Here is a 22,236-nt window from a genome sequence, read left to right on the forward strand (position 1 = left end):
CCGGCGCACCTCGAATTCGTCTCGGGACACGCGTCAGAAGGCTCGGCGATGAGGCAGGCCGCACCGCCCGCGGCAAGGAAGAGTATGGACGCCAAAGTCATTTCCAAGGCCAAGCTGCCTAGCCGCCATGTGACCGTTGGTCCGGCGCGTGCGCCGCATCGTTCGTATCTCTATGCGATGGGGTTGTCGGCAGCCGAGATCGCGCAGCCGCTGGTCGGCGTTGCTTCCTGCTGGAACGAGGCGGCGCCTTGCAACATCTCGCTGATGCGCCAGGCGCAAGTGGTCAAGAAAGGTGTCGCGGCCGGCAACGGCACGCCGCGCGAATTCTGCACCATCACCGTCACCGACGGCATCGCCATGGGCCACCACGGCATGAAGTCGTCGCTGGTGTCGCGCGATGTCATCGCCGATTCGGTCGAACTCACCATGCGCGGCCATTGCTACGATGCGCTGGTCGGCCTTGCCGGCTGCGACAAGTCGCTGCCCGGCATGATGATGGCCATGGTGCGGCTCAACGTGCCGTCGATCTTCATCTATGGCGGCTCGATCCTGCCGGGCTCCTATCGCGGCCGCCAGATCACTGTGCAGGACGTGTTCGAGGCGGTCGGCCAGCATTCGGTCGGCACGGTCAGCGATGCCGAACTGCTCGAGATCGAGCAGGCGGCGTGTCCGTCCGCCGGCTCCTGCGGGGCCCAGTTCACAGCCAACACCATGGCCACCGTCGCCGAGGCGATCGGCCTGGCGCTGCCGTACTCCTGCGGCGCGCCGGCGCCTTACGAGATGCGCGACCGCTTCAATTTCGCCTCCGGCGAAAAGATCATGGAGCTGATCGCCAAGAACATCCGGCCGCGCGACATCGTCACGCTGAAGGCGCTGGAGAATGCGGCGACCGTGGTCTCGGCCACCGGCGGCTCGACGAATGCGGCTTTGCACCTGCCGGCGATCGCGCATGAGGCAGGCATCAAGTTCGACCTGTTCGACGTTGCCGCGATTTTCGAGAAGACGCCTTACATCGCCGACCTCAAGCCGGGCGGCAAATATGTCGCCAAGGACATGTTCGAGGCCGGCGGCATTCCGCTGTTGATGAAGACGCTGCTCGACCATGGCTATCTGCATGGCGACTGCATGACCGTGACTGGCCGTACTTTGGCCGAAAACATGGAGCATGTTGCCTGGAATGATAGCCAGGATGTGGTCCGTCCCGCCAACCGACCAATCACCCAAACCGGCGGTGTCGTGGGCTTGAAGGGCAACCTTGCCCCCGAAGGCGCGATCGTGAAGGTCGCGGGCATGACGGAGCTGAAATTCTCAGGTCCGGCACGCTGTTTCGATTCGGAAGAGGAATGTTTCGAGGCGGTCACGCACCGCAACTACCGGGAAGGCGAGGTTCTCGTCATCCGTTACGAAGGTCCGCGCGGCGGCCCGGGCATGCGCGAGATGCTGTCGACGACGGCGGCGCTCTACGGCCAGGGCATGGGCGGCAAGGTCGCCCTCATCACCGACGGTCGTTTTTCGGGCGCGACGCGCGGTTTCTGCATCGGCCATGTCGGGCCCGAAGCTGCCGTTGGCGGCCCGATCGGGCTCTTGAAAGACGGCGATGTGATCTCGATCGATGCAACCAAAGGCACGATCGCGGTCGATTTGTCCGAGGCCGAACTGGCAACGCGGGCGAAGGCCTGGAAGGCGCGCACGACCGACTATCAGTCGGGCGCGATCTGGAAATACGCACAGACGGTAGGGCCTGCCCGCGACGGCGCGGTCACCCATCCGGGCGGTGCCAAAGAAACACATTGCTATGCGGATATCTGAGTTGTTGAGGTCGTCTGTCCTTCCGGCACTGGTCGCTGTTGCGATCTTTGGCGCCGTGGGCCAGGCCATGGCCTTCGACGACAAGGTGTTCGACGACAAGACCGGCGTGAAGCCGCAATCGAGCCCATGGGCCGTGTTCCAGTTCGGCTTCTCCGCTTACAAGAGCGGCCACAAGGAACAGGCGGTCGAGGCCTATAAATACGCCGCCGAGAACGGCCAGATCGGCGCCACCTGGAAGCTCGCGCGCATGTACGCCGAAGGCGACGGCGTGACGCGCGACGACTATGCGGCCTTCAAATTCTTCTCCGAGATCGTCGATCAGGATGTCGAGCCTGGATCGCCGGAGGAAAGCTATGTCTCCGACGCGCTGGTGGCGCTGGGCGACTATCTCCGGACAGGTATCCCCGGCAGCCCGGTCGAGGAAAACGAGGTCGCGGCGCAGGAATATTACATGCGCGCGGCCGCCAATTACCGCAACCCGAACGCCCAGTTCGAGATGGGCCAGATGTTTTTGAAGGGCGAGGGCGGCGTCAAGGCCAGCGTCAAGCAGGCCGGCCGCTGGTTCCAACTCGCTGCCGAAAAGGGCCATGCCGGCGCCCAGGCGACGCTCGGCAATCTTCTGTTCCAGAGCGGCAAGATCGTGCGCGGTCTGGCCATGATGACCGCCGCGCTCGAACGCGCCTCGCCGAGCGACCAGCCGTGGATCCGCGGCATGCAGGAAGAGGCATTTGCCGCCGCCGGCGAAGCCGACCGTCGCACTGCCATTTCGCTTGCCGACGACATCCTGACCAAGGGCGGCGGCGACCAGTGAAATTGCCAATCTCCCCCCTTGAGGGGGAGATGCCCGGCAGGACAGAGGGGGGCGCTGTCCCGCTGGCATTTCAGTTGACTAAAGTTTGCCCGGGTTGGACTGAGAGGGTGAGCTTGTTTGACCGAAAGGTCGCGTTTCTTCGCGCCCCCCTCTGGCTTGCCGGCCATCTCCCCCTCAAGGGGGGAGATTAGCTCACATCCATCAGTTCTCGGTGAGTTCCGCCGGCGCCGCTCTGTGTACCGGCATCGAGATCGGCGTGACGTGCAGATGCGGCTTCATCGTGCTGTCGGGGCAGCTGTCGCCGATCTTGGTCCATGAGGTGTTGTTGAGCACCAGGTCGCAGCGGGCCATATGGCTCTTGTCTGAAACCGTCAGGCAGGTGACCTGGCCGACCTGGTAGGACTTGCCATTGGCCAGGCACTGCTGGTCGGCAAGTGCCGCTGCAGGGGAGGCCATGGCAAATGCCAGGCCGATCGGGCAAAAGAGGAATCGTAGTGCCATGGAACCCCAGCCGCCATGCTGATCTCTGACTGAATGGCGCGATTGTGGCGATATCAGGGTTTCGGCTGATATCAGGCCGGCAGCAGCGCCAGATCGATCGCCACCGGCACATGATCGGAAGGCTTTTCCCAGGCGCGCACATGCTTTTCGATCGAGGCCGAGGAAAAGCGGTTGGCCGCTTCGGGCGACAACAGCAGATGGTCGATGCGGATGCCGTTGTTCTTCTGCCAGGCGCCGGCCTGGTAGTCCCAGAAGGTGTAGACGTCGGCCGCATCGGTGACGGCGCGCACCGCCTCGGTAAAGCCGAGATTCTTCAGTCGCCGGAAGGCTTGCCGGGTCTGCGGCTGGAACAGCGCATCGCCAAGCCAGTTCTCGGGGAAGCGCGCATCGATCGGCTCGGGGATGACATTGTAGTCGCCGGCCAGCACCAGCGCCTCCTCCAGAAGCAGCCGCTGCTCGGCCCAGCGATGCAGCCGCTCCATCCAGGCCAGCTTGTAGGGAAATTTCTTCTCGTCATCGATTTGATTGCCGTTGGGCAGATAGAGCGAGGCGACGCGCAGCGCGCCCTGGTCGGTCGAGAACACGCCCTCGATGAAGCGCGCCTGCTCGTCGGTGTCATCACCGGGCAGGCCCCTGATAACCTCGTCGAAGGGAAGCTTCGACAGCAGGGCGACGCCGTTAAAGCCCTTCTGGCCATGGGTTTCCACGTTGTAGCCAAGCGCCTCGATCTCGGCGCGCGGGAACTGCTCGTCGACCGACTTGATCTCCTGCAGGCAGACGATGTCGGGCTGGCTTTCGCTCAGCCAGTGGGTGAGGTTGCCGATGCGGGCGCGAATGCCGTTTATGTTCCAGGTGACGATTTTCATGGGCGGCCTCAGGGATGTTCGGGCGAAAGACGTTCGACAAGCCCGATCGTATTGCCTGCCGGGTCCTTTAGAAAGGCCATCCACTCGCTTTCCCCCGCCGTTCCGAACGTGCCTTCGGTGTCGTTGTGGACGAGCGCCGGCGGTGCGGTGAAGGGAACGCCGGACGCTTTCGCCTCGGCGTGGAAGGCTTCGAGCCCGGCTATATCGAGATAGACGGTGCCGGCCGGAACGCCATCGGTGAACAGCAACCTGATATCACCGGCCATGATGAAGGCGATGCCCGGCGGATCGTAGCGGGCGTGAACGTTGAGGCCGAGCACATCGCGCCAGAAGGCCAGCGTCACGTCGAGATCGCGCCCGGCCGACAGTGCGACCTGACGGACCGGGCCGACGCCGGACATCTGCCTAGATGGAGAAACTGGTGCCGCAGCCGCAGGAGGCGACTGCATTGGGGTTGCGGATCTGGAACGATTGGCCCATCAGATCGTCGACGAAGTCGATCACCGAGCCGCCCATATAGACCAGCGACAAATCGTCGATCAGCACGGTGGCGCCGTCCTTTTCGATGGCGACGTCGTCGTCGTTGCGCGTATCGACCAGGTCGAACTTGTAGGAAAAGCCGGAGCAGCCGCCGCCTTCGACGGAGACGCGCAGCGCCGTCTTGCCGACCTCGCCCGAGACGATTTTCGCGATCCGCCTGGCGGCGGACTCGGTCATCTCGACTTTCATGGCAGTCTTGGCATCAGCGCCCATGGGCGTCACCTTGCTTTCGGTTTCACATGATAGGTATGAAGCGGGAAGGGGCAAGTCAACTGCGGCGGCATCAGCCATGACAAATGAGCTTGGCGACATTGGGTTCGGCTATCGGCCGCGCGCGGCCTATGCCAGCGACCCAGCCAGGTCGCGCGGGCGGCTCTATGACGAGGTCGAGAGCCCGACTCGCACGCCATTCCAGCGCGACCGCGACCGTATCATTCATTCGACTGCCTTCCGCCGCCTGAAGCACAAGACGCAGGTGTTCGTCGCCCATGAAGGCGACCACTATCGCACCCGGCTGACGCATTCGATCGAGGTGGCGCAGATTGCGCGGGCTCTGGCGCGAGCGCTGCGCGGCGACGAGGATCTGGCCGAGGCGGTCGCCTTGGTGCACGATTTCGGTCACACGCCGTTCGGCCATACCGGCGAGGACGCGCTGAACGAGCGGATGGCCCAATGGGGCGGCTTCGACCACAATGCGCAGTCGCTGCGCGTGGTGACGCGGCTGGAGCGGCGTTATGCCGAGTTCGACGGGCTGAACCTGACCTGGGAAACGCTGGAAGGCCTGGTGAAGCACAATGGCCCGCTGACCGACGCCAAGGGAAAAGGGCTCAAAGGCCCGGTGCCGCAGGCGATCCGCGACTATTCCGAGTTGCACAACCTCGAACTCGACCATTTCGCCGGCATCGAGGCGCAATGTGCTGCGATCGCCGACGATATCGCCTACAACACCCATGACATCGACGACGGCCTGCGCTCCGGCTTCCTGACCTTGGACATGCTGGAAACGGTGGCGCTGCCGGGATCGATCCTGGCAAGCGTGCGCGCGCGCTATCCGGGCCTGGACGATGTGCGCACCGGCCATGAGCTGATGCGCCGGCAGATCACGATGATGGTCGAGGACGTCATTGTTTCCACCACCGCCAATCTGGAGCGCATCAAGCCTGACAGCGCCGAAGCGGTGCGGGCGGCGGGCGAGACGATGGTGACCTTTTCCGCAGACATGGCGGCGACCGAGAAGGATTTGAAGACCTTTCTTTACAAGCATCTCTACCGGCATGACGAGGTGATGCGCGTTCGCACTGAGGCCGAGCAGATCGTGCGCGACCTGTTCGATGTCTATTTCGCCGATCCGCGCGCCATGCCGGACGGCTGGCGGGAGGGGCTCGACCGGGCGGAGGACCGCATCAAGGCGCGCAGCGTCGCCGATTTCCTGGCGGGGATGACGGATACCTACGCCTTGAAGGAACACCGCCGTCTGTTTGACCATACGCCCGATTTAAGCTAGGGCGGGCGCGATTTGCCGGCCAATGAGCCGGTTCCCCTGCACAGTCCGCCAGAGCAAGACCCATGAACATCTTCGCCGATTTCAGCGCGCGAATCACAAAAGCCGTCGAAGCGCTTGATTTGAAAGACAGTAATGGCGTTTCGCCCGACCTGTCGCGCATCGCCGTCGAGCCGCCGCGCGACGCCAGCCATGGCGATCTCGCCACCAATGCGGCGATGGTACTGGCCAAGCCGACAGGGCACAACCCGCGGGCGCTGGCCGAGCGGCTGGTGGAAGTGCTGCGCAGCGACGCCGATGTTGCCGAAGCCGACGTCGCCGGTCCCGGCTTCGTCAATCTCCGGCTCAAGGACGCTTTCTGGCAGGCACATCTGACCGCGGTGCTCGGCGAGGGGCAAAACTACGGCCGCTCGACCATTGGTGGCGGCAAGAAGACCAATGTCGAATATGTCTCGGCCAATCCGACCGGGCCGATGCATGTCGGCCATTGCCGGGGCGCGGTTGTCGGCGACACGCTCGCCAATCTGATGGCCTTCGCCGGCTATGACGTCACCAAGGAATACATCATCAACGACGCCGGCGCGCAGATCGACGTGCTCGGGCGTTCGGCCTTCCTGCGCTACCGCGAAGCGCTGGGCGACGACGTTGGCGAGATACCGGCCGGCCTCTATCCCGGCGATTACCTTGTGCCGGTCGGTCAGGCGCTGGCTGCCGAATTTGGCCGCAAGCTCTTGCAGATGCCCGACGATGAGTCGCTGGCAATCGTCAAGGACCGCACGATCGACGCCATGATGGTGATGATCCGCGAGGATCTGGCGTTGCTCAATGTGCATCACGACGTTTTCTTCTCCGAGCGCACGCTGCATGCCGACAATGCCAAAAAAATCCGCTCGGCGATCAACGATCTGACGCTGAAAGGCCATATCTACAAGGGCAAGCTACCGCCGCCCAAGGGCGAGAAGCCGGACGACTGGGAAGACCGCGAGCAGACGCTGTTTCGCTCGACGGCGGTCGGCGACGACATGGACCGGGCGCTGGTCAAGTCCGACGGCTCGTTCACCTATTTCGCCGCCGACGTCGCCTATCTCAAGGACAAGGTCGACCGCGGTTTCGTCGGCCTGATCTATGTGCTGGGCGCCGACCATGGCGGCTACGTCAAGCGGCTGGAAGCGCTGGCGCGGGCGATTGCAGGCGATGATCTGAAGCTGCAACTCACGGTGCTGCTGTGCAATCTGGTGAAGCTGTTTCGCGATGGCGAACCGATTCGGATGTCGAAGCGGTCGGGCGACTTCGTGACCTTGCGCGAAGCGGTGGAGGAGGTGGGCCGCGATGCGATCCGCTTCATGATGCTCTACCGCAAGAGCGATGCGCCGCTCGACTTCGATTTCGCCAAGGTCACCGAACAGTCCAAGGACAATCCCGTGTTCTACGTGCAGTACGCTTCGGCGCGCTGTCATTCGGTGTTCCGGCAGGCGAGCGAGCAACTGGGCGAGGCCAATTTCGACCGCAACAGCCTGGCCGCGGCCTCGGCGTCGCTCACCGATGAGGGCGAGATCGGCCTGATCCGGAAGCTGGCTGAATATCCCCGGCTGGTCGAATCTGCGGCCCTTGCGCTGGAGCCGCACCGGCTGGCATTCTACCTCTACGATCTGGCTTCCAGCTTCCATGGACACTGGAATCGGGGCACCGAGAATGCCGACTTACGTTTTGTTAAGGTTAACGACCGACAATTGACTCATGCCAGACTAGGGCTGGTGCAGGCTGTTTCGGATGTTTTGACCTCCGGCCTGACGCTGATTGGGGCTGATGCGCCCACTGAGATGCGTTAGGTTTAACTAAAACACCTGTCACCATTTGCCCACATTGCGCTGGTAAGGGCCAACCCTACGCGACGTCCATGGCGTCCGAATGAGTGCGAGTTCGGGAACAATAATGGCAGACAGAACCCAGCTGAGAGTAGCCGACAACAACGACATCGCCGAAGATGATCCGTTCGCTGAACTGACCAGGATCATGGGTTTCGATCCGCGCCAGCCGGTCAAGCCGCAGGCGCCAGCCGTCGAGACGGCTGCGGACGAGGGCGATTTCGACATCGACCTCGAGAAGGAGTTGATGGGCGAATTCGGCGATGAAGTCGGTTCCATGGAGGCCAGCCAGCCAGCTCCCGAGGTTCACCAGCCTGCCGCTGAGCCCTACGAACCTGCTGCCGAGATTCGCGAGCCGGCTTTCGAAACCACCGATGCCGCGATGGACGATGCGCTGGCTGCTTCGCTGGAATATGATTTCGTCTTCGACGATGCCGCCGATCTGGATTTCGGCGCTGCCCCGCAGGCTGCGGCTGCTCCCGTTGAACCCTCGTTTGCCGAACCTTCGTTTGCCGAGCCCGCATTCGACGAAGCTGCATTCGACGATGATTTCGACAATGCCGTGGCCAGCTCGCTGGAAAACGTATCGCCGCTCGAAGACGACCTGCCGATGGACGACGACCTTGCCGCTTCGCTCGAGCAGGGGTTGCTGCTCGATGACGATGCGACCGTCGCCCATGCCGCAGATGTCGCCCAGGTTGCTGCTGCGCCCGCCGACGATGTCGCGTTCGACGATGATTTCGACAATGCCGTCTCGATGTCGCTGGAAGACGAGCTGACGCTGGACGGTCCTGCGCCGGCGCAGGACCAGTATGCCGCGCCAGTAGCCGAGGCGCCGGTCGTCGGAGTCGCCGACCACACTGTTGCCGACGAGGATTTTGCGGGTCATTTCGATGACGCGATGGCCGATGTCGACATGGACTTTGCGGCCCAGGATTTTGCAGCCCAGGATTTTGCGGCCGAGCATTTCGAGCCGCAGGCTTTCGAGGCTCAGCCTGTTGAGGCCGAGGATCCGGAAGAGAGCGATCTGCAGGTCAGCGCGCCGGTTGAGATGGATGCGCCGGAAGTGGACGAGACGCCGGCCTGGACCGTGGAGGCCAGCCCCTCTCATGAGACTGCGCACGAAGCATTCGACGATTTCGATCTGAGCATCGATGATGCGCTTGCCGATCACGAGCCGGTAGCCGAGACCGCACCCGCTCCGGTTCAGCTAGCTCCGGTCGCACCAGCCTATGTGGCGCCTACCAATATGGCGACCCCGGCCGCTCCGGTCGCTGACGAACGGACGCTGGAAGATGAACTCAACGCGCTGCTTGGCGCCATGACCACACCACGCCCGGCGCCAGTCGCGCCGATTCCGCTCGTCACCGAGCCCACCAGGGCTGCCGCCATCGAGCCCACCAGGACTTATGAGTCGGTTGCCCCGGTGCAGCGGTCCGTCGCAACGCCGGTCGCTCCGGTCGATAATCTCGACTGGGACCTGGACGAACACGCGCCGGCTCCTCAGGAGGCCCAGGCGGACGATGCCGATTTCGACGATCTGCTTGCCGGCGAACTCGAGGGCCATGAGCCCGAGATCGAGTTCGATGATCATGCCTTCGATGCGGCGCTCGCCAAGGGCATCGATCTCGGTAAGGACACGGCAGCACCGGTCGCTGGCGATTGGCGCTCGACGCCGCCGGAGCCGGCGCGTTCGTGGAGCCGCGTGACTCCCACCCCGGCCCAGCCTTCCTTTGCAGCGCAGCCGCAACCTTCTTTTGCAGCGCAGCCGCAAGCTTCTTTTGCAGAAAAGCCGTCCATGCCGCCAGCGGCAGCGCCAAGCTATCGCGACCAGCCGGTTGCCGCTGCTGCCTATGTGGCGCCGACGCCATCGCGCCAGGCGCCGCCTCAGGCCTATGACGAGATGCCGGATGTCGAGACGGTCGATGTGCCGGAGCGTGTCGTGGCGATTGCCGACGACCTCGACATTCCAGAACTCAGCTTCGAGCAAGACGAGCCCGCCGCCTATGACGACATCGACGCCGAATTCGCCGGCATGCTCAACGAGATGAACGCGGTGGAAGTGGCGCCGCCCACTGCCGCACGCAGTGCCGGCTATGATGACGATTCCTACAGTTCCGGCTTCGGTTCGGGCCACGAGCTCGACCAGCGCGCCTATGCGGCGCGGCCAGCCGAAGTGCTTGCAGCCACGCAAGCTCACCACGCCGATGCCGCCGGCGGCTTCGACATGGACGATCTGCCCGGCAGCCAGCCGGTTTCGCAGGCCGACGATTTCGCGGTCGACGAACTCGACTACGATCCGGATCTGGACGAGGCAATGGCGGTGCCGGGCCTCGCCGAGCAGGAAGCCGCACGGCCGCGCAGGAGCGGCCTGCTGGTCGCGGGCGTCGTTGCTGCGGTTGCGATTGCCGGCGGCCTTGGCGCCTTCGCCTTGTCGTTCGGCGGCAAGGGCGGCAGCGATGCGCCGGTCATTGTCAAAGCCGACAACAGGCCGATCAAGGTCAAGCCCGAAAATCCGGGCGGCGCCGTGGTGCCGAACCAGGACAACAAGGTTTATGATGCGGTCGCCAAGGGCACCAAGCCGGCCGAGCCGGTTCAGGAGAAGCTGGTCACCAACACCGAAGAGCCGGTCGATGTGAAGGCGCAGGAGCCTGAAAGCCGCGTCGTCGATCTGTCGCCCGACGATACTGCCCCAGGCCCGGACGCTGCCGGCAACCCCGAAGCTGCCGTCAACCCCGACGCTGCCGGCAACCCCGACGCGGCTGTCGCGCCGGCGCCAAAATCCGAGGACCGCATTGCGCAGGTGCTGCAGGAAGCCGAGAAGAACCCCGATACGGTCGCCGTTGCCCCGCGCAAGGTGCGGACCATGGTGGTCAAGCCCGACGGCTCGTTGGTGGCACGCGAGGACTCGACGCCGGCCGCGCCGCAGGTTGCGGCGACTGAGCCGCTTGACCCGGCGCCGCAGCACGTCGCCCCTTCGGCCGATGCCGAGCAGACCGGCACCGTGGCGCCTGCCGATCAGGCAAATAGCGACCAGGCAAGTGCCGAGACCGCCAAGCCGGTCAAGCCGGTAAAGCCGGCGGCTGCGCCGAAGGCTGAGACCCAGTCCGCCAACACGCCGCAGACGGTTGCCGTAGCGCCGCAGCGCCCGTCCGACCAGCCGGTCGACGTGGTCGGCGAGGTCAAGCCCGACCAGGTTGCCTCCATCCCGGCGACGGCTTCGACATCGGGCGGTTCGTGGTCGATGCAGATCGCTTCGCAGCCGACGGTCGAAAGCGCCCAGGCCAACTACGCCGACCTGCAGCGCCGCTATGGAAATGTGCTCGCCGGTCGCACCGCCAACATCGTCAAGGCGGAGATCGCCGGCAAGGGCACCTTCTACCGTGTCCGGGTGCCTGCGCAATCGCGCAACGATGCGATCAATCTGTGCACCAGCTACAAGGCTGCCGGCGGCAACTGCTTCGTGTCGCGGTAAGGCCGGATCCAATTATCAGAGCCGGTGCGTTCCCAAGGGTCGCGCCGGCTTTTTCATGTGGATGGGCGAGAGGTTGAGGCGCTTGCCGTCCGGGGAGATTCCCTTTGGCGGCGCGAAGCCCTAAACTGGTGGAATGACCGAATCAAAATCCATGATCCTCGGCTGTGCCGGGAAATCGCTGACCCGCGAAGAAATCCGTTTCTATCGCAATGAATGCCCGTGGGGCTTCATCCTGTTTGCGCGCAATATCGGCGAAACGGAGCAGATCCGCGATCTGGTCGCCGAAATGCGCGACTGTATCGGGCGCCCCGATGCGCCGGTGTTCATCGATCAGGAAGGTGGCCGGGTGCAGCGCCTGCGGCCGCCGCTGGCGCCGAACTATCCCGCCGGCGGCGCGCTCGGTGCATTGTGGCGCAAGGACCATGATGCCGGCACCCGCGCTGCCTGGCTGATGGCGCGGCTGCACGCCTTCGACCTGTTGCGCTTCGGTATCTCGGCCGATTGCCTGCCGGTGCTGGACGTGCCGATCGAGGGCGCCAGCGACGTCATCGGCGCGCGCGCCTATGGCAAGGAGCCGCGCCCGGTCATCGAACTTGGCCGCGCCGCCGCGGAAGGGCTGATGTCCGGCGGCGTGTTGCCGGTCATGAAGCATATTCCGGGCCATGGACGCGCCTTCGCCGACACGCATTTCGAGCTGCCTGTGGTCGACGCCTCGCTGAGCGACCTGCAGCGGCATGATTTCGCCCCTTTCCGCGAGCTTAGCCATCTGCCGATGGCGATGACGGCGCATGTCGTCTACAGCGCCATCGATCCGAACAACCCAGCGACCACCTCAGGCAAGGTCATCGACGAGATCATCCGCCGCGAGATCGGCTTCGACGGGCTGTTGATGAGCGACGACACCTCGATGAAGGCGCTTTCTGGGGATTTCCCGACAAAGGCGGCCTCGATCCTTGCGGCGGGCTGCGATCTGGTCCTTCACTGCAATGGCGTTTTCGAGGAGATGGCAGGCATCGCATCGCGAACCACGGGACTTGAAGGGACGTCGCTGGAGCGCGCCAAGCGGGCGCTGACCTATATAAGGGATCGCGACCGGGCCGACGAAACCGAGATACGCGCCGAGTTTGCCACCTATTTCGATGCGGTGGCCTAGAGACGGATGATTTCAGGTCTGTTCGACCTGAAATCTGAATCCGTCTCTAAATTAGATAGAGAGAGCATGATGTCGTCCGAAAACCGCTTCACACTTTCGGCATCGTGCTCTAACCAGAGGTAAAGGAACAAGTGGCGGAGACATTGGACAGCAAGGCTGCGAAGGCCGCACCGATGGACCGTCTGTGGGCCGAGAACGACGATTCACGGGTCACCGGCGACCCGTCGCTTGTCGTCGACGTCGCCGGGTTCGAAGGTCCGCTCGACCTCTTGCTGCATCTCGCCCGCAACCAAAAGGTCGATCTGTCGCGGATTTCCATCTTGGCGCTGGTCGAGCAGTATCTGACCTTCGTCGAGACGGCGAGGGCGCTAAGGCTTGAGCTTGCCGCCGACTACCTGGTGATGGCGGCGTGGCTGGCCTTCCTGAAGTCGAAGCTCCTCATCCCCAAGCAGCCCGGCGAAGAAGGCGAAAGCGGCGAGGAACTGGCCGCGGTGCTGCAGTTCCGGCTGAAGCGTCTGGAGGCCATGCGCGACGCCTCGGCAAGGCTGGTCAACCGCAACCGGCTCGGCCGCGACGTGTTTGCACGCGGCATGCCTGAAATGGTCATCGTCGAGAAGCGTAACGCCTATTCGGCCTCGCTCTACGATTTGCTCACCGCCTATGCGCAGCAGCGCCAGAAACAGGCGATCACCAATGTGACAATTGCCCGGCGTGGCGTGTGGTCGCTCAAGGATGCGCGCGATATCCTGACCCGGCTGATCGGCTCGCTGCGCGACTGGACGGCGCTGGACAGCTATCTGATCAATTACCTGACCAGCCCGGACGAACGGCGTACCGCGATTGCCAGCTCGTTTGCGGCGTCGCTGGAACTGGTGCGCGAAGGCAGCATCGAGATGCGGCAGGACCAGGTGTTCGCGCCGCTCTATCTGCGCGGCCGAGCGCAGCCAATCAAGGCAGTCGAGGTGGCATCATGAGCGAACGCGCCAACGCTTCGGTCATTCCGTTCATGGTTGAAGAAGAGACCGAGGAGGGCATTATCGCCCAGGACCCGACTGATACCCTGCTTCTGAATCCTGGCGAACGGCTGCACATGGCCGAAGCCATACGCATGGCCGAGGCGATCGTGTTCGCCAGCGCCGAGCCGGTCAGCGAAAAGCAGCTCGCAGCCAGATTGCCCGACGGCATCAGCATTGCCGCTGCCATGGCTGAGCTGCAGCAGATCTATGCGCGGCGCGGCGTCAATCTGGTCCGGGTCGGCGATGCCTGGGCTTTCCGTACCGCCGGCGATCTCGCCTTCCTGATGAGCCGCGATACGGTGCAGCAGCGCAAGCTGTCGCGCGCGGCGCTCGAAGTGCTGGCGATCATCGCCTACCACCAGCCGGTGACGCGCGCCGAGATCGAGGACATCAGAGGCGTCGAGACCTCGAAGGGCACGCTGGATACGCTGCTCGAAACGGAATGGGTGCGCATGCGCGGCCGCCGCCGCACGCCCGGCCGTCCCGTCACCTACGGCACGACAGACACTTTCCTCGACCATTTCGCACTGGAGGAGATCCGCGATCTTCCCGGGATGGACGAACTGAAGGGGGCAGGGCTGCTCTCCGGCCGCATGCCGTCGAATTTCGCCATCCCGTTGCCGCCGGCCGATCCGGACGCGCTGACCGAGGACGAGGATGCGTTGACCGACATCGATCTCGAGGAACTCGGCCTGCTGACGCCGCGCGTCACGGAAGATTGACCGCAAGCCGCTGTCAAAAAGCTGCATTGCTGCGGTAGATGCGCCGATTGGTAGCGGGCAGCTTTGCCGAAAATGCGTGACATAAGCCACGCCTTCATAAACTTTGTCGCTGTTGTGTTTGAATCCCAACGCGAAAACGCATAGATCATCGCCAGGGAAAACATTCGAGAGAGAGTTACAATGGGTTCATTTTCGATTTGGCACTGGATGATCGTGCTGGTGATCGTGCTGCTGGTGTTCGGCCGCGGCAAGATACCCGAGCTGATGGGCGACATGGCCAAGGGCATCAAGAGCTTCAAGAAGGGCATGGCCGACGACGATACCGCCGAAGACAAGCGCACCGTCGAGCACCGCCCGGACGAGACCGTTTCGGCAGTGAAGGAAAAGGCCAGCAAGAGCTGAGCCGAAGGTTGTTGCTTTTGTGCAAGTCGTTGTCCCAAAACCGCTTCGCACTTTTGGGCGACAAGCACTAGTCGGAACTGATTGCCATGTTTGAAGTCGGCTGGACCGAAATGCTGGTGATCGCGATCGTCATGATCGTGGTCGTCGGACCCAAGGATTTGCCCAATATGCTGCGCACCTTCGGCCGCACGACGGCGAAGCTGCGTGCCATGGCCTCCGACTTCCAGAAGCAGTTCAACGAGGCGTTGAAGGAAGCCGAGCTCGACGACGTCAAGAAGTCTGTCGATACGCTGCGCGGCCTCAATCCGGCGGCCGAAATCCGCAAGCAGCTCAATCCGTTCGAACAGGCGGCAGCCGAGGTTCGCTCCGGCGTCGATGCGGTGATGAAGCCGAAGCCCGCCGTCGACCCCTCAACGCCCGCGGCAGAAACACCACACCCGGCCGAGCCGCTCAAGAACGGCGCGACGGTGATGCCGGGTGTCAACGGACCGGAAACAGCGCCGGCGGCGCCGATCCTTCCGGCGATGACCGATCAGGCGGTGGTGACACCGGCTGCAGCAACAGCAGCGCCACGAAACGCGCGCGCCAAGGGGGCTGCGATATCAAAGGCCCCGGCAACCAAAACAGCGGCAGCCAAGGCAGCACCGGCAAAGCCGGCGCCTGCGGCGAAGGTTGCGGCCAAGCCGTCAGCGGCGCCCGCCAAGGCTGCACCTGGAAAAGCCGCCACCAAGCCCGCTGCTGCACCGAAGGCGGTCGCAAAGGCTGAGCCGAAGCCTGCGCCGGCCACGAAGCCCGCGTCCAAGAAGACGGCGGGGGCCGCCAAGTGAGCATTACGGACAGCGAAAAGGACGAGATCGAGAAGTCGTCGGCTCCGCTGATGGAGCATCTGATCGAACTGCGCCGGCGGCTGATCTGGTCGATCGGCGGTTTCTTCGTCGCCTTCCTCGTCTGCTTCTTCTTTGCCAAGAAGCTGTTCAATCTTTTGGTCGTTCCGTTCAAATGGGCCACGCAATGGGCCGGGCTCGATCCGCACAAGGTCGAGCTGATCTATACGGCGCCGCAGGAATTCTTCTTCACCCAGGTCAAGCTCGCCATGTTCGGCGGCATGGTCATCGCCTTTCCGCTGATCGCCACGCAGATCTACAAATTCATTGCGCCTGGCCTCTACAAGAACGAGCGCAACGCCTTCCTGCCGTTCCTGATCGCATCGCCGATCCTGTTCCTGATGGGCGCGTCGCTGGTCTATTTCTTCTTCACGCCGATGGTGATGTGGTTCTTCCTCGCCATGCAGCAGGCCGGCACCGACGACCAGGTGCAGATTTCGCTGCTGCCGAAAGTGTCGGAATATCTCAGCCTGATCATGACGCTGATCTTCTCCTTCGGCCTGGTGTTCCAGCTGCCGGTGGTGACCAGCCTGATGACGCGCGTCGGCATGCTGTCGTCGAAGGCGCTGGCCGAGAAGCGCAAATGGGCGATCGTCATCGCCTTCGTCGTCGCGGCGGTCCTGACGCCGCCTGATCCGATGAGCCAGATCGGTTTGGCCATCCCGACCATCCTGCTCTACGAGGTGTCGATCTGGGCGGCCCGGCTGATCGAGCGCGACCAGGTCAAGCAGAAGCTGGCGCGCGAGAAGCAGGAAGCCGCCGAAGCCGTGGCCGAAAAGGCGGCGGACGCGTCCTCAAAGCAGGCTCCTTCATAGGCCGTCGCGTTCGGGTATCCGCGTTAGCGGAAAAACGCGACAGCCGCCATCTTGCATCGATGAAGGATGCGGTTTACGCCCTCAGGCCTTAGCTCGAGGACGACCAACCATGCTTGATATCAAATGGATTCGCGACAACCCGAAGGCCCTTGTCGAAGCACTGGCCAAGCGCTCGTGGTCGGCTGACGAGGCGCAGTCCACGGTCGATGAGCTGATCAAGAAGGACGAAGCGCGGCGCGAGCACGTCACCGAGCTGCAGACCAAGCAGGAACGCCGCAACGCCGCCTCGAAGGAGATCGGCAACGCCATGCGTTCGGGCGACACGGCACTTGCCGAAAAGCTCAAGGCCGAAGTCGGCGATATCAAGACCTTCATCCAGAATGGCGAGGCGCGCGAGCGCGAGCTCGACAAGACGCTGAACGATGCGCTGGCGGTGCTGCCGAATGTGCCGCTCGACGACGTGCCGGTCGGCAAGGACGAGCACGACAATGTCGTCAAGCATATCGTCGGCGAGGTGCCGACCCGGCCGAACTGGGTGAAGGAGCATTTCGAGATCGGCGAAGCGCTCGGCATGATGGATTTCCAGCGGGCGGCAAAGCTGTCGGGATCACGCTTCACCGTGCTGAAGAGCGGGCTGGCGCGGATGGAGCGCGCCATCGGCCAGTTCATGCTCGATCTGCACACGACCGAGCATGGCTATGAAGAAGTCATCCCGCCACTGATGGTGCGCGACGAAGTGCTTTTCGGGACCAACCAGCTGCCGAAATTCGAGGACGACCTGTTCTTCGTGCAGCATGGCGATGGCCGGCTCGGGTTGATTCCAACCGCCGAGGTCCCGCTCACCAACCTGGTGCGCGAAGAAATCACGGCCCATGAAAAGCTGCCGCTGCGCTATACGGCGCTGACGCCGTGCTTCCGCTCGGAAGCGGGCTCCGCCGGCCGCGACACGCGCGGCATGTTGCGCCAGCACCAGTTCTACAAGGTCGAGCTGGTCTCGGTCACCGACCAGGAGTCTTCGCTCGCCGAGCACGAGCGGATGACGCAGTGCGCCGAAGAGGTGCTGAAGCGACTGGAGCTGCCGTTCCGCACCATGGTCCTGTGCACGGGCGACATGGGGTTTGGCGCGCGCAAGACCTACGACATCGAGGTCTGGCTGCCTGGACAGAACGCCTATCGCGAGATCTCGTCCTGTTCAGTGTGCGGCGACTTCCAGGCCAGGCGCATGGATGCCCGCTACAAGGACAGGGACGGCAAGGGCAACCGCTTTGTGCACACGCTGAACGGTTCGGGCACCGCTGTCGGCCGTGCGCTGATTGCCGTCATCGAAAACTACCAGAATGAGGATGGCAGCGTAACCATTCCTGAAGTGCTGCGGCCTTATATGGGCGGTCTGGCGAAGATCGAATCGAAATAATGCGCATTCTTCTGACCAATGATGACGGCATCCATGCCGAGGGCCTGGCGTCGCTCGAACGCATCGCCCGCACGCTGTCGGACGATGTCTGGGTGGTGGCGCCGGAGCAGGACCAGTCCGGCTACGCGCATTCGCTGTCGATCTCGGAGCCGCTCCGGTTGCGCAAGATCGGCGAGAAACACTACGCCGTGCGCGGCACGCCGACCGACTGCGTCATCATGGGCGTCAAGAAGATCCTGCCTGGCGCGCCGGACCTGATCCTGTCCGGTGTCAATTCCGGCGCCAACATCGCCGACGACGTCACCTATTCCGGCACCGTCGCCGGCGCCATGGAAGGCGCGCTGCTCGGCATCCGCTCGATCGCACTCAGCCAGGGTTATTCCTATGTCGGCGAGGACCGCGTCGTTCCCTACGAGACCACCGAAGCGCTGGCGCCGGCGCTGCTGAAAAAGCTCGTCGCCATGCCGCTGCCGGACGGTGTGCTGCTCAACGTCAACTTTCCCAACTGTCTGCCTGACGAGGTCGCCGGCACCGTCGTGACGTCGCAAGGCAAGCTGGTGCACAGCCTGTGGGTCGACGAGCGCCGCGACGGGCGCGGCCTGCCTTATTACTGGCTGCGCTTCGGCCGCGAGCCGGTCGAGGGCAAGCAGGGCACCGATCTCCATGCTCTGCGCAACCGGCTCGTGTCTGTGACGCCGCTGCAGCTTGACCTCACCGCGCATGAAATCCGTGACCAACTGACCAAGGCGCTGTCTGAATAAGGTGTTCGCATGAAGAAGGTTCTGGCATGAACTTGCCGCTCGACGATCGCGAGGGTTTTGCCGCTTTCCTGCTGCGCCTGCGCGGCCAAGGCGCGGTGCCGAAGGCGCTGATCGCAGCCTTCGAGGCGACGCCGCGGCGCGGCTTCCTCAACGGCCAGTTCCATTCCATCGCCTGGTCGGACGGCATGCTGCCGATCGAATGCGGCGAGGCGATCGAGGGCGCCGATCTGCAGGCGGCGGTGATTGCGGCCCTGGCAATAGAGCCCGGCAACCGGGTGCTCGAGATCGGCACCGGCTCGGGCTACACGGCAGCGGTGATGTCGCGGCTCGCGGCTCGGATCGTCAGCGTCGACCGCTACAAGACGCTGGCCGAGCAGGCCAGGCAACGCTTCGAGGCGCTCGGCATCGGCAATGTCATCGTGCGCCAGGCCGATGGTTCCACCGGCCTTGCCAACGAAGCGCCGTTCGACCGCATCGTAGCCTGGGCGGCTTTCGACAGCCTGCCGCGCTTCCTGCTCGACCAATTGTCGAGCGGCGGCATCGTCATTGCCCCGATCGGGCCGGAGGAGGGCGAGCAGGTGCTGGCCAAGCTGACCAAGGTCGGCAGCCGCTTCGAGCGCGAGGATATCGGCACCGTGCGCCTGCAGCCGATCCTGCGCAGCGTTGCGGCGGTTATCTGAATTCTGCCTGTCACGCGCTTCGAAGGTAAGCCGAAGCCGATCGTTTCGTCATCCACGGGCGAAGCAAGGAGCGTAGCGACGCAGCGCAGACCCGAGGATCCATGCCGCGCCATCAAGGCGTAGCTACGGCGCAGAATTCTGCTCTGCTGCATTCTTCGGCCAATGTCACGGAATGGATCCCAGGGTCTCCGCGACGGCGCTTCGCGCCTGCTTCGCCCAGGGATGACGACGTTGGTGAAGGCGCCTTACAAAATGTTTTAAGAAAATTCGCGTCTGATTCTATGGGGTTAACCCGCCAGTAACATTAACGCGCTTTAATCATGACCAGTGTGTACCGGGTCTGCGGGTTAGTGCGATGCAATTCAGTGTTATGAAGGCAAACGGGCGTACTCTGTCGCGGGGCTGCGCTGTCCTCATGCTAGCCGGAATGGCAGCGGGGTGTAGCTCCCAGGTCTCGCGGTTCAACGGTGTCGACGACGTCTTCACCTCCTCGACCAACAATCAGCGCGCCATCATCGACAAGCAGAGCACCGCGCAGCCCTATCCGGGCGATGTGGCGCCCGAGCCGATCGCTGCAGCACCTGTCAATGGCAGCCATAACCAGTCGGTCAGCCGCTCCAGCCTGGAGCCGGTCACCGTCCAGCAGCTGCCGCCGCCAAGCGCGCCCAAAGCCGCTCCGATGCGCACCGCTTCCGCGCCTGCACTTGCGCCGGCACCGCATGTCGACAGGACGACCACCGGCACCGTGCAGCCGGCAAGGCCGTTCAAGAATGCCGGTGACTCCGATCCGAAACCAGTTGCCGCCGGCACGCCGCACGCCACGGAGATCGTCGTCAGGGACGGCGAGACCATTTCCGGCATCGCCCATCGCTATCACGTGCCGGCCGACGTCATCATGAAGGTCAACGGCTTGAGCGCCACCAAGGGGCTGAAGACCGGCCAGAAGCTGGTCATCCCGGCCTATGCCTATTCGAGCAAGGGGACCGAGCCGAAAGTTGCCGACGGCAAGCCGGCAAACAGCCCCAAGGCGCCGGCGCCGGAGAAGATCGCCGTACTGCCGCAGCAGCCGAAACTCAAGGACGGCAAGTCCGCCGCGCAGGTTGACGCTTCGGCAGCGAACAAGCCGAAGACCGACAAGCCGGCGCAGACTGCCTCGGCCGCGCCAAAAGCCGGCGCGGGCACCTACACGGTCCAGTCGGGCGATAGCCTGTCCTCCATCGCCAGGAAGACCGGCGTTGGCATCGTGGCGCTGAAGCAGGCCAACGGCATGCAGGACGGTCTGCTCAAGATCGGCCAGACGCTGAAGGTTCCCGCCGGTGGCACCGCAACGGTTGCAAGCGCCAAGCCGGCCAAAGTTGATCCGGTGACGACGGCCGCAACCCAGCCTGCGGCAAAGCCGACGGAGACGCTCGCCACCTACACGCCGCCGAAGAAGGATGCCAAGGTCATCCAGCAGGCCGAGGACGACGATGCTGTCGCGCCCGATGCCACCGGCATCGGCAAGATGCGTTGGCCGGTGCGTGGCCGCGTCATCTCCAATTTTGGTGGCGGCAAGGATGGTGTCGACATCGCCGTGCCCGAGGGGACGCCGGTCAAGGCGGCCGAAAACGGCGTGGTCATCTATGCCGGCGACGGCCTCAAGGAATTCGGCAATACGGTTCTGGTGCGCCACGAAAACGGGCTGGTCACCGTCTATGGTCACGCCAGGTCGATCGAGGTGCAGCGCGGCCAGAAGGTCAAGCGCGGCCAGGAAATCGCGCTGTCGGGCATGAGCGGGACCACCGACTCGCCGAAACTGCACTTCGAAGTGCGCAAGAACTCGGCCCCGGTCGACCCCTCTGGCTATCTCGAATAGAACAATAAACGTTTTGCAGGCCGTCTGACCTCCAGTCCGGCCCGCCGGCTCAGCCCGCTCCGCAAGGGGCGGGCTTTTTCAGTGACCTGACGGAAATCAATCAGTCGTTCAGCGGCTTGCCGAGCCGGCCGGCCAGATCCTGGGTGAACTGCCAGGCGACGCGGCCCGAGCGGCTGCCGCGCGTCGTTGCCCATTCCAGCGCCTCGGCGCGCAGCTGCTCCGGGTCGATAGTGAGCCCGTGATGGCTGGCATAGCTGTTGACCATGTCGAGATATTCGTCCTGCGAACATTTGTGGAAGCCGAGCCACAGGCCGAAACGGTCGGACAGCGAAACCTTTTCCTCGACCGCCTCGGACGGGTTGATGGCGGTCGAGCGCTCATTGTCGATCATGTCGCGCGGCAACAGGTGCCGGCGGTTCGACGTGGCGTAGAAGATGACATTGGCCGGGCGGCCCTCGACGCCGCCTTCAAGGGCTGCCTTCAGCGACTTGTAGGAGGTGTCGTCATGGTCGAAGGAGAGGTCGTCGCAAAACAGGATGAAGCGAAACGGCGCCGCCTTCAGCAGGCCCATCAGCCTGGGCAGCGTGTCGATATCCTCGCGATGGATCTCGATCAGCTTGAGCGGCAGGTCGGATTTGGCCTGGGCGTTGATCTGCGCATGCACGGCCTTGACCAGCGAGGATTTGCCCATGCCGCGCGCACCCCACAACAACACATTGTTGGCGGCATGGCCGGCGGCGAAGCGTTCCGTGTTTTCGACCAGAATGTCGCGCACGCGGTCGACGCCGCGGATCAGGCCGATGTCGACGCGGTTGACCTTGCGCACCGGCTCGAGATAGCCGGGGTCGGCCTGCCAGACGAAGCAATCGGCAACCGCAAGATCGGTTTGCGGCACCGGCGGCGGGGCGAGGCGGGTGACCGCCTCGATCAGGCGGTCGAGCTTTTGGTTCAGGGCCTCGATGGTGCTGTCGGTCATGTCTCGTCTTTTATGTTTCCGCACGAACGTGCGTAGGGGCCGAAATCGTCTTGATCCGGGCGAGATAGAAACTGGTTCCAAGCTTTTGTTTGGGCATGATCTTTTGCGAAAACCACGCCCGTATTCCGGGAGCATGCTCTAACACGGGTCAACCGGCCGGAAAAGCAGCTGAAAGCCCGGCCGCGCAGTT

The 22,236-nt window shown here is 63.6% G+C and carries 20 protein-coding genes; 15 read left to right on the plus strand and 5 right to left on the minus strand.

Annotated elements, in window-relative coordinates; genetic code table 11:
* Positions 1–84: 84 nt before the first annotated feature.
* Entirely contained in the window at positions 85–1,809 is a 1,725-nt protein-coding gene (ilvD, locus tag NKI05_RS05090; RefSeq protein WP_023815402.1) for a dihydroxy-acid dehydratase, read from the plus strand.
* Positions 1,796–2,620: a tetratricopeptide repeat protein gene (locus tag NKI05_RS05095; RefSeq protein WP_023667701.1), complete on the plus strand. Its 825-nt coding sequence runs from the start codon at positions 1,796–1,798 to the stop codon at positions 2,618–2,620. Before ilvD ends, NKI05_RS05095 begins: the two co-directional genes overlap by 14 nt.
* 201 nt (positions 2,621–2,821) lie before the next feature.
* Here the strand turns inward: NKI05_RS05095 and NKI05_RS05100 are convergent, their stop codons facing one another.
* The 4 genes from NKI05_RS05100 to erpA all read right to left on the minus strand — a co-directional run bounded on the left by NKI05_RS05100 (position 2,822) and on the right by erpA (position 4,740).
* A complete protein-coding gene (locus tag NKI05_RS05100) occupies positions 2,822–3,121 on the minus strand; it encodes a hypothetical protein (protein ID WP_031203699.1) in 300 nt (99 codons plus the stop codon).
* A 71-nt stretch (positions 3,122–3,192) separates the two neighbouring features.
* Positions 3,193–3,987 carry an exodeoxyribonuclease III gene (gene xth, locus NKI05_RS05105; protein WP_352792232.1) on the minus strand — a complete coding sequence of 265 codons (795 nt, stop codon included), beginning with the start codon at positions 3,985–3,987 and terminating at the stop codon, positions 3,193–3,195.
* An 8-nt stretch (positions 3,988–3,995) separates the two neighbouring features.
* On the minus strand, positions 3,996–4,388 hold the full coding sequence (locus NKI05_RS05110; protein WP_023667697.1) for a VOC family protein: 393 nt from the start codon (positions 4,386–4,388) through the stop codon (positions 3,996–3,998).
* Positions 4,389–4,392: 4 nt separating this feature from the next.
* On the minus strand, positions 4,393–4,740 hold the full coding sequence (gene erpA, locus NKI05_RS05115; RefSeq protein WP_031205383.1) for an iron-sulfur cluster insertion protein ErpA: 348 nt from the start codon (positions 4,738–4,740) through the stop codon (positions 4,393–4,395).
* Positions 4,741–4,816: 76 nt separating this feature from the next.
* On the opposite strand from erpA, the gene NKI05_RS05120 reads away from it, so the two are divergent.
* The 13 genes from NKI05_RS05120 (at position 4,817) to NKI05_RS05180 (ending at position 21,070) form a co-directional block, all read left to right on the plus strand.
* Positions 4,817–6,031, plus strand: a complete 1,215-nt coding sequence (locus NKI05_RS05120) for a deoxyguanosinetriphosphate triphosphohydrolase (protein WP_023681656.1) — start codon at positions 4,817–4,819, stop codon at positions 6,029–6,031.
* Between the two features lie 62 nt (positions 6,032–6,093).
* Complete coding sequence (argS, locus tag NKI05_RS05125) at positions 6,094–7,857, plus strand: arginine--tRNA ligase (RefSeq protein ID WP_023697623.1); 1,764 nt, start codon at positions 6,094–6,096, stop codon at positions 7,855–7,857.
* 103 nt (positions 7,858–7,960) lie between these two features.
* Positions 7,961–11,368 (plus strand): SPOR domain-containing protein, encoded by a 3,408-nt coding sequence (locus NKI05_RS05130; protein WP_023815401.1) that lies wholly within the window; start codon positions 7,961–7,963, stop codon positions 11,366–11,368.
* Between the two features lie 133 nt (positions 11,369–11,501).
* Positions 11,502–12,521 (plus strand): beta-N-acetylhexosaminidase, encoded by a 1,020-nt coding sequence (nagZ, locus tag NKI05_RS05135; RefSeq protein WP_023697621.1) that lies wholly within the window; start codon positions 11,502–11,504, stop codon positions 12,519–12,521.
* Between the two features lie 173 nt (positions 12,522–12,694).
* Positions 12,695–13,495 (plus strand): segregation and condensation protein A, encoded by an 801-nt coding sequence (locus NKI05_RS05140; protein WP_023667690.1) that lies wholly within the window; start codon positions 12,695–12,697, stop codon positions 13,493–13,495.
* Entirely contained in the window at positions 13,492–14,259 is a 768-nt protein-coding gene (gene scpB / locus NKI05_RS05145; RefSeq protein WP_023681651.1) for an SMC-Scp complex subunit ScpB, read from the plus strand. Before NKI05_RS05140 ends, scpB begins: the two co-directional genes overlap by 4 nt.
* A 180-nt stretch (positions 14,260–14,439) precedes the next feature.
* Positions 14,440–14,661 carry a twin-arginine translocase TatA/TatE family subunit gene (locus tag NKI05_RS05150; RefSeq protein ID WP_023681650.1) on the plus strand — a complete coding sequence of 74 codons (222 nt, stop codon included), beginning with the start codon at positions 14,440–14,442 and terminating at the stop codon, positions 14,659–14,661.
* A gap of 86 nt (positions 14,662–14,747) precedes the next feature.
* Positions 14,748–15,488: a Sec-independent protein translocase protein TatB gene (tatB, locus tag NKI05_RS05155; RefSeq protein ID WP_023697619.1), complete on the plus strand. Its 741-nt coding sequence runs from the start codon at positions 14,748–14,750 to the stop codon at positions 15,486–15,488.
* Positions 15,485–16,360 (plus strand): twin-arginine translocase subunit TatC, encoded by an 876-nt coding sequence (gene tatC / locus NKI05_RS05160; protein ID WP_023688219.1) that lies wholly within the window; start codon positions 15,485–15,487, stop codon positions 16,358–16,360. The genes tatB and tatC overlap by 4 nt, the downstream gene beginning before the upstream one ends.
* Before the next feature lie 109 nt (positions 16,361–16,469).
* A complete protein-coding gene (gene serS / locus NKI05_RS05165) occupies positions 16,470–17,774 on the plus strand; it encodes a serine--tRNA ligase (RefSeq protein ID WP_352511708.1) in 1,305 nt (434 codons plus the stop codon).
* The gene (gene surE, locus NKI05_RS05170; RefSeq protein ID WP_023710683.1) at positions 17,774–18,535 is read left to right on the plus strand and encodes a 5'/3'-nucleotidase SurE; all 762 of its coding nucleotides are present in this window, start codon (positions 17,774–17,776) and stop codon (positions 18,533–18,535) included. The genes serS and surE overlap by 1 nt, the downstream gene beginning before the upstream one ends.
* A gap of 26 nt (positions 18,536–18,561) precedes the next feature.
* Positions 18,562–19,215, plus strand: coding sequence for a protein-L-isoaspartate(D-aspartate) O-methyltransferase (locus NKI05_RS05175; protein WP_023681647.1), 654 nt, complete (start codon positions 18,562–18,564; stop codon positions 19,213–19,215).
* A 355-nt stretch (positions 19,216–19,570) separates the two neighbouring features.
* Positions 19,571–21,070: a peptidoglycan DD-metalloendopeptidase family protein gene (locus NKI05_RS05180; protein WP_023815400.1), complete on the plus strand. Its 1,500-nt coding sequence runs from the start codon at positions 19,571–19,573 to the stop codon at positions 21,068–21,070.
* Between the two features lie 100 nt (positions 21,071–21,170).
* Here the strand turns inward: NKI05_RS05180 and NKI05_RS05185 are convergent, their stop codons facing one another.
* Positions 21,171–22,046 (minus strand): ATP-binding protein, encoded by an 876-nt coding sequence (locus NKI05_RS05185; RefSeq protein WP_023688224.1) that lies wholly within the window; start codon positions 22,044–22,046, stop codon positions 21,171–21,173.
* Positions 22,047–22,236 lie beyond the last annotated feature (190 nt).

This window comes from Mesorhizobium sp. M0771 (assembly GCF_040320155.1).
GTDB lineage: Bacteria > Pseudomonadota > Alphaproteobacteria > Rhizobiales > Rhizobiaceae > Mesorhizobium.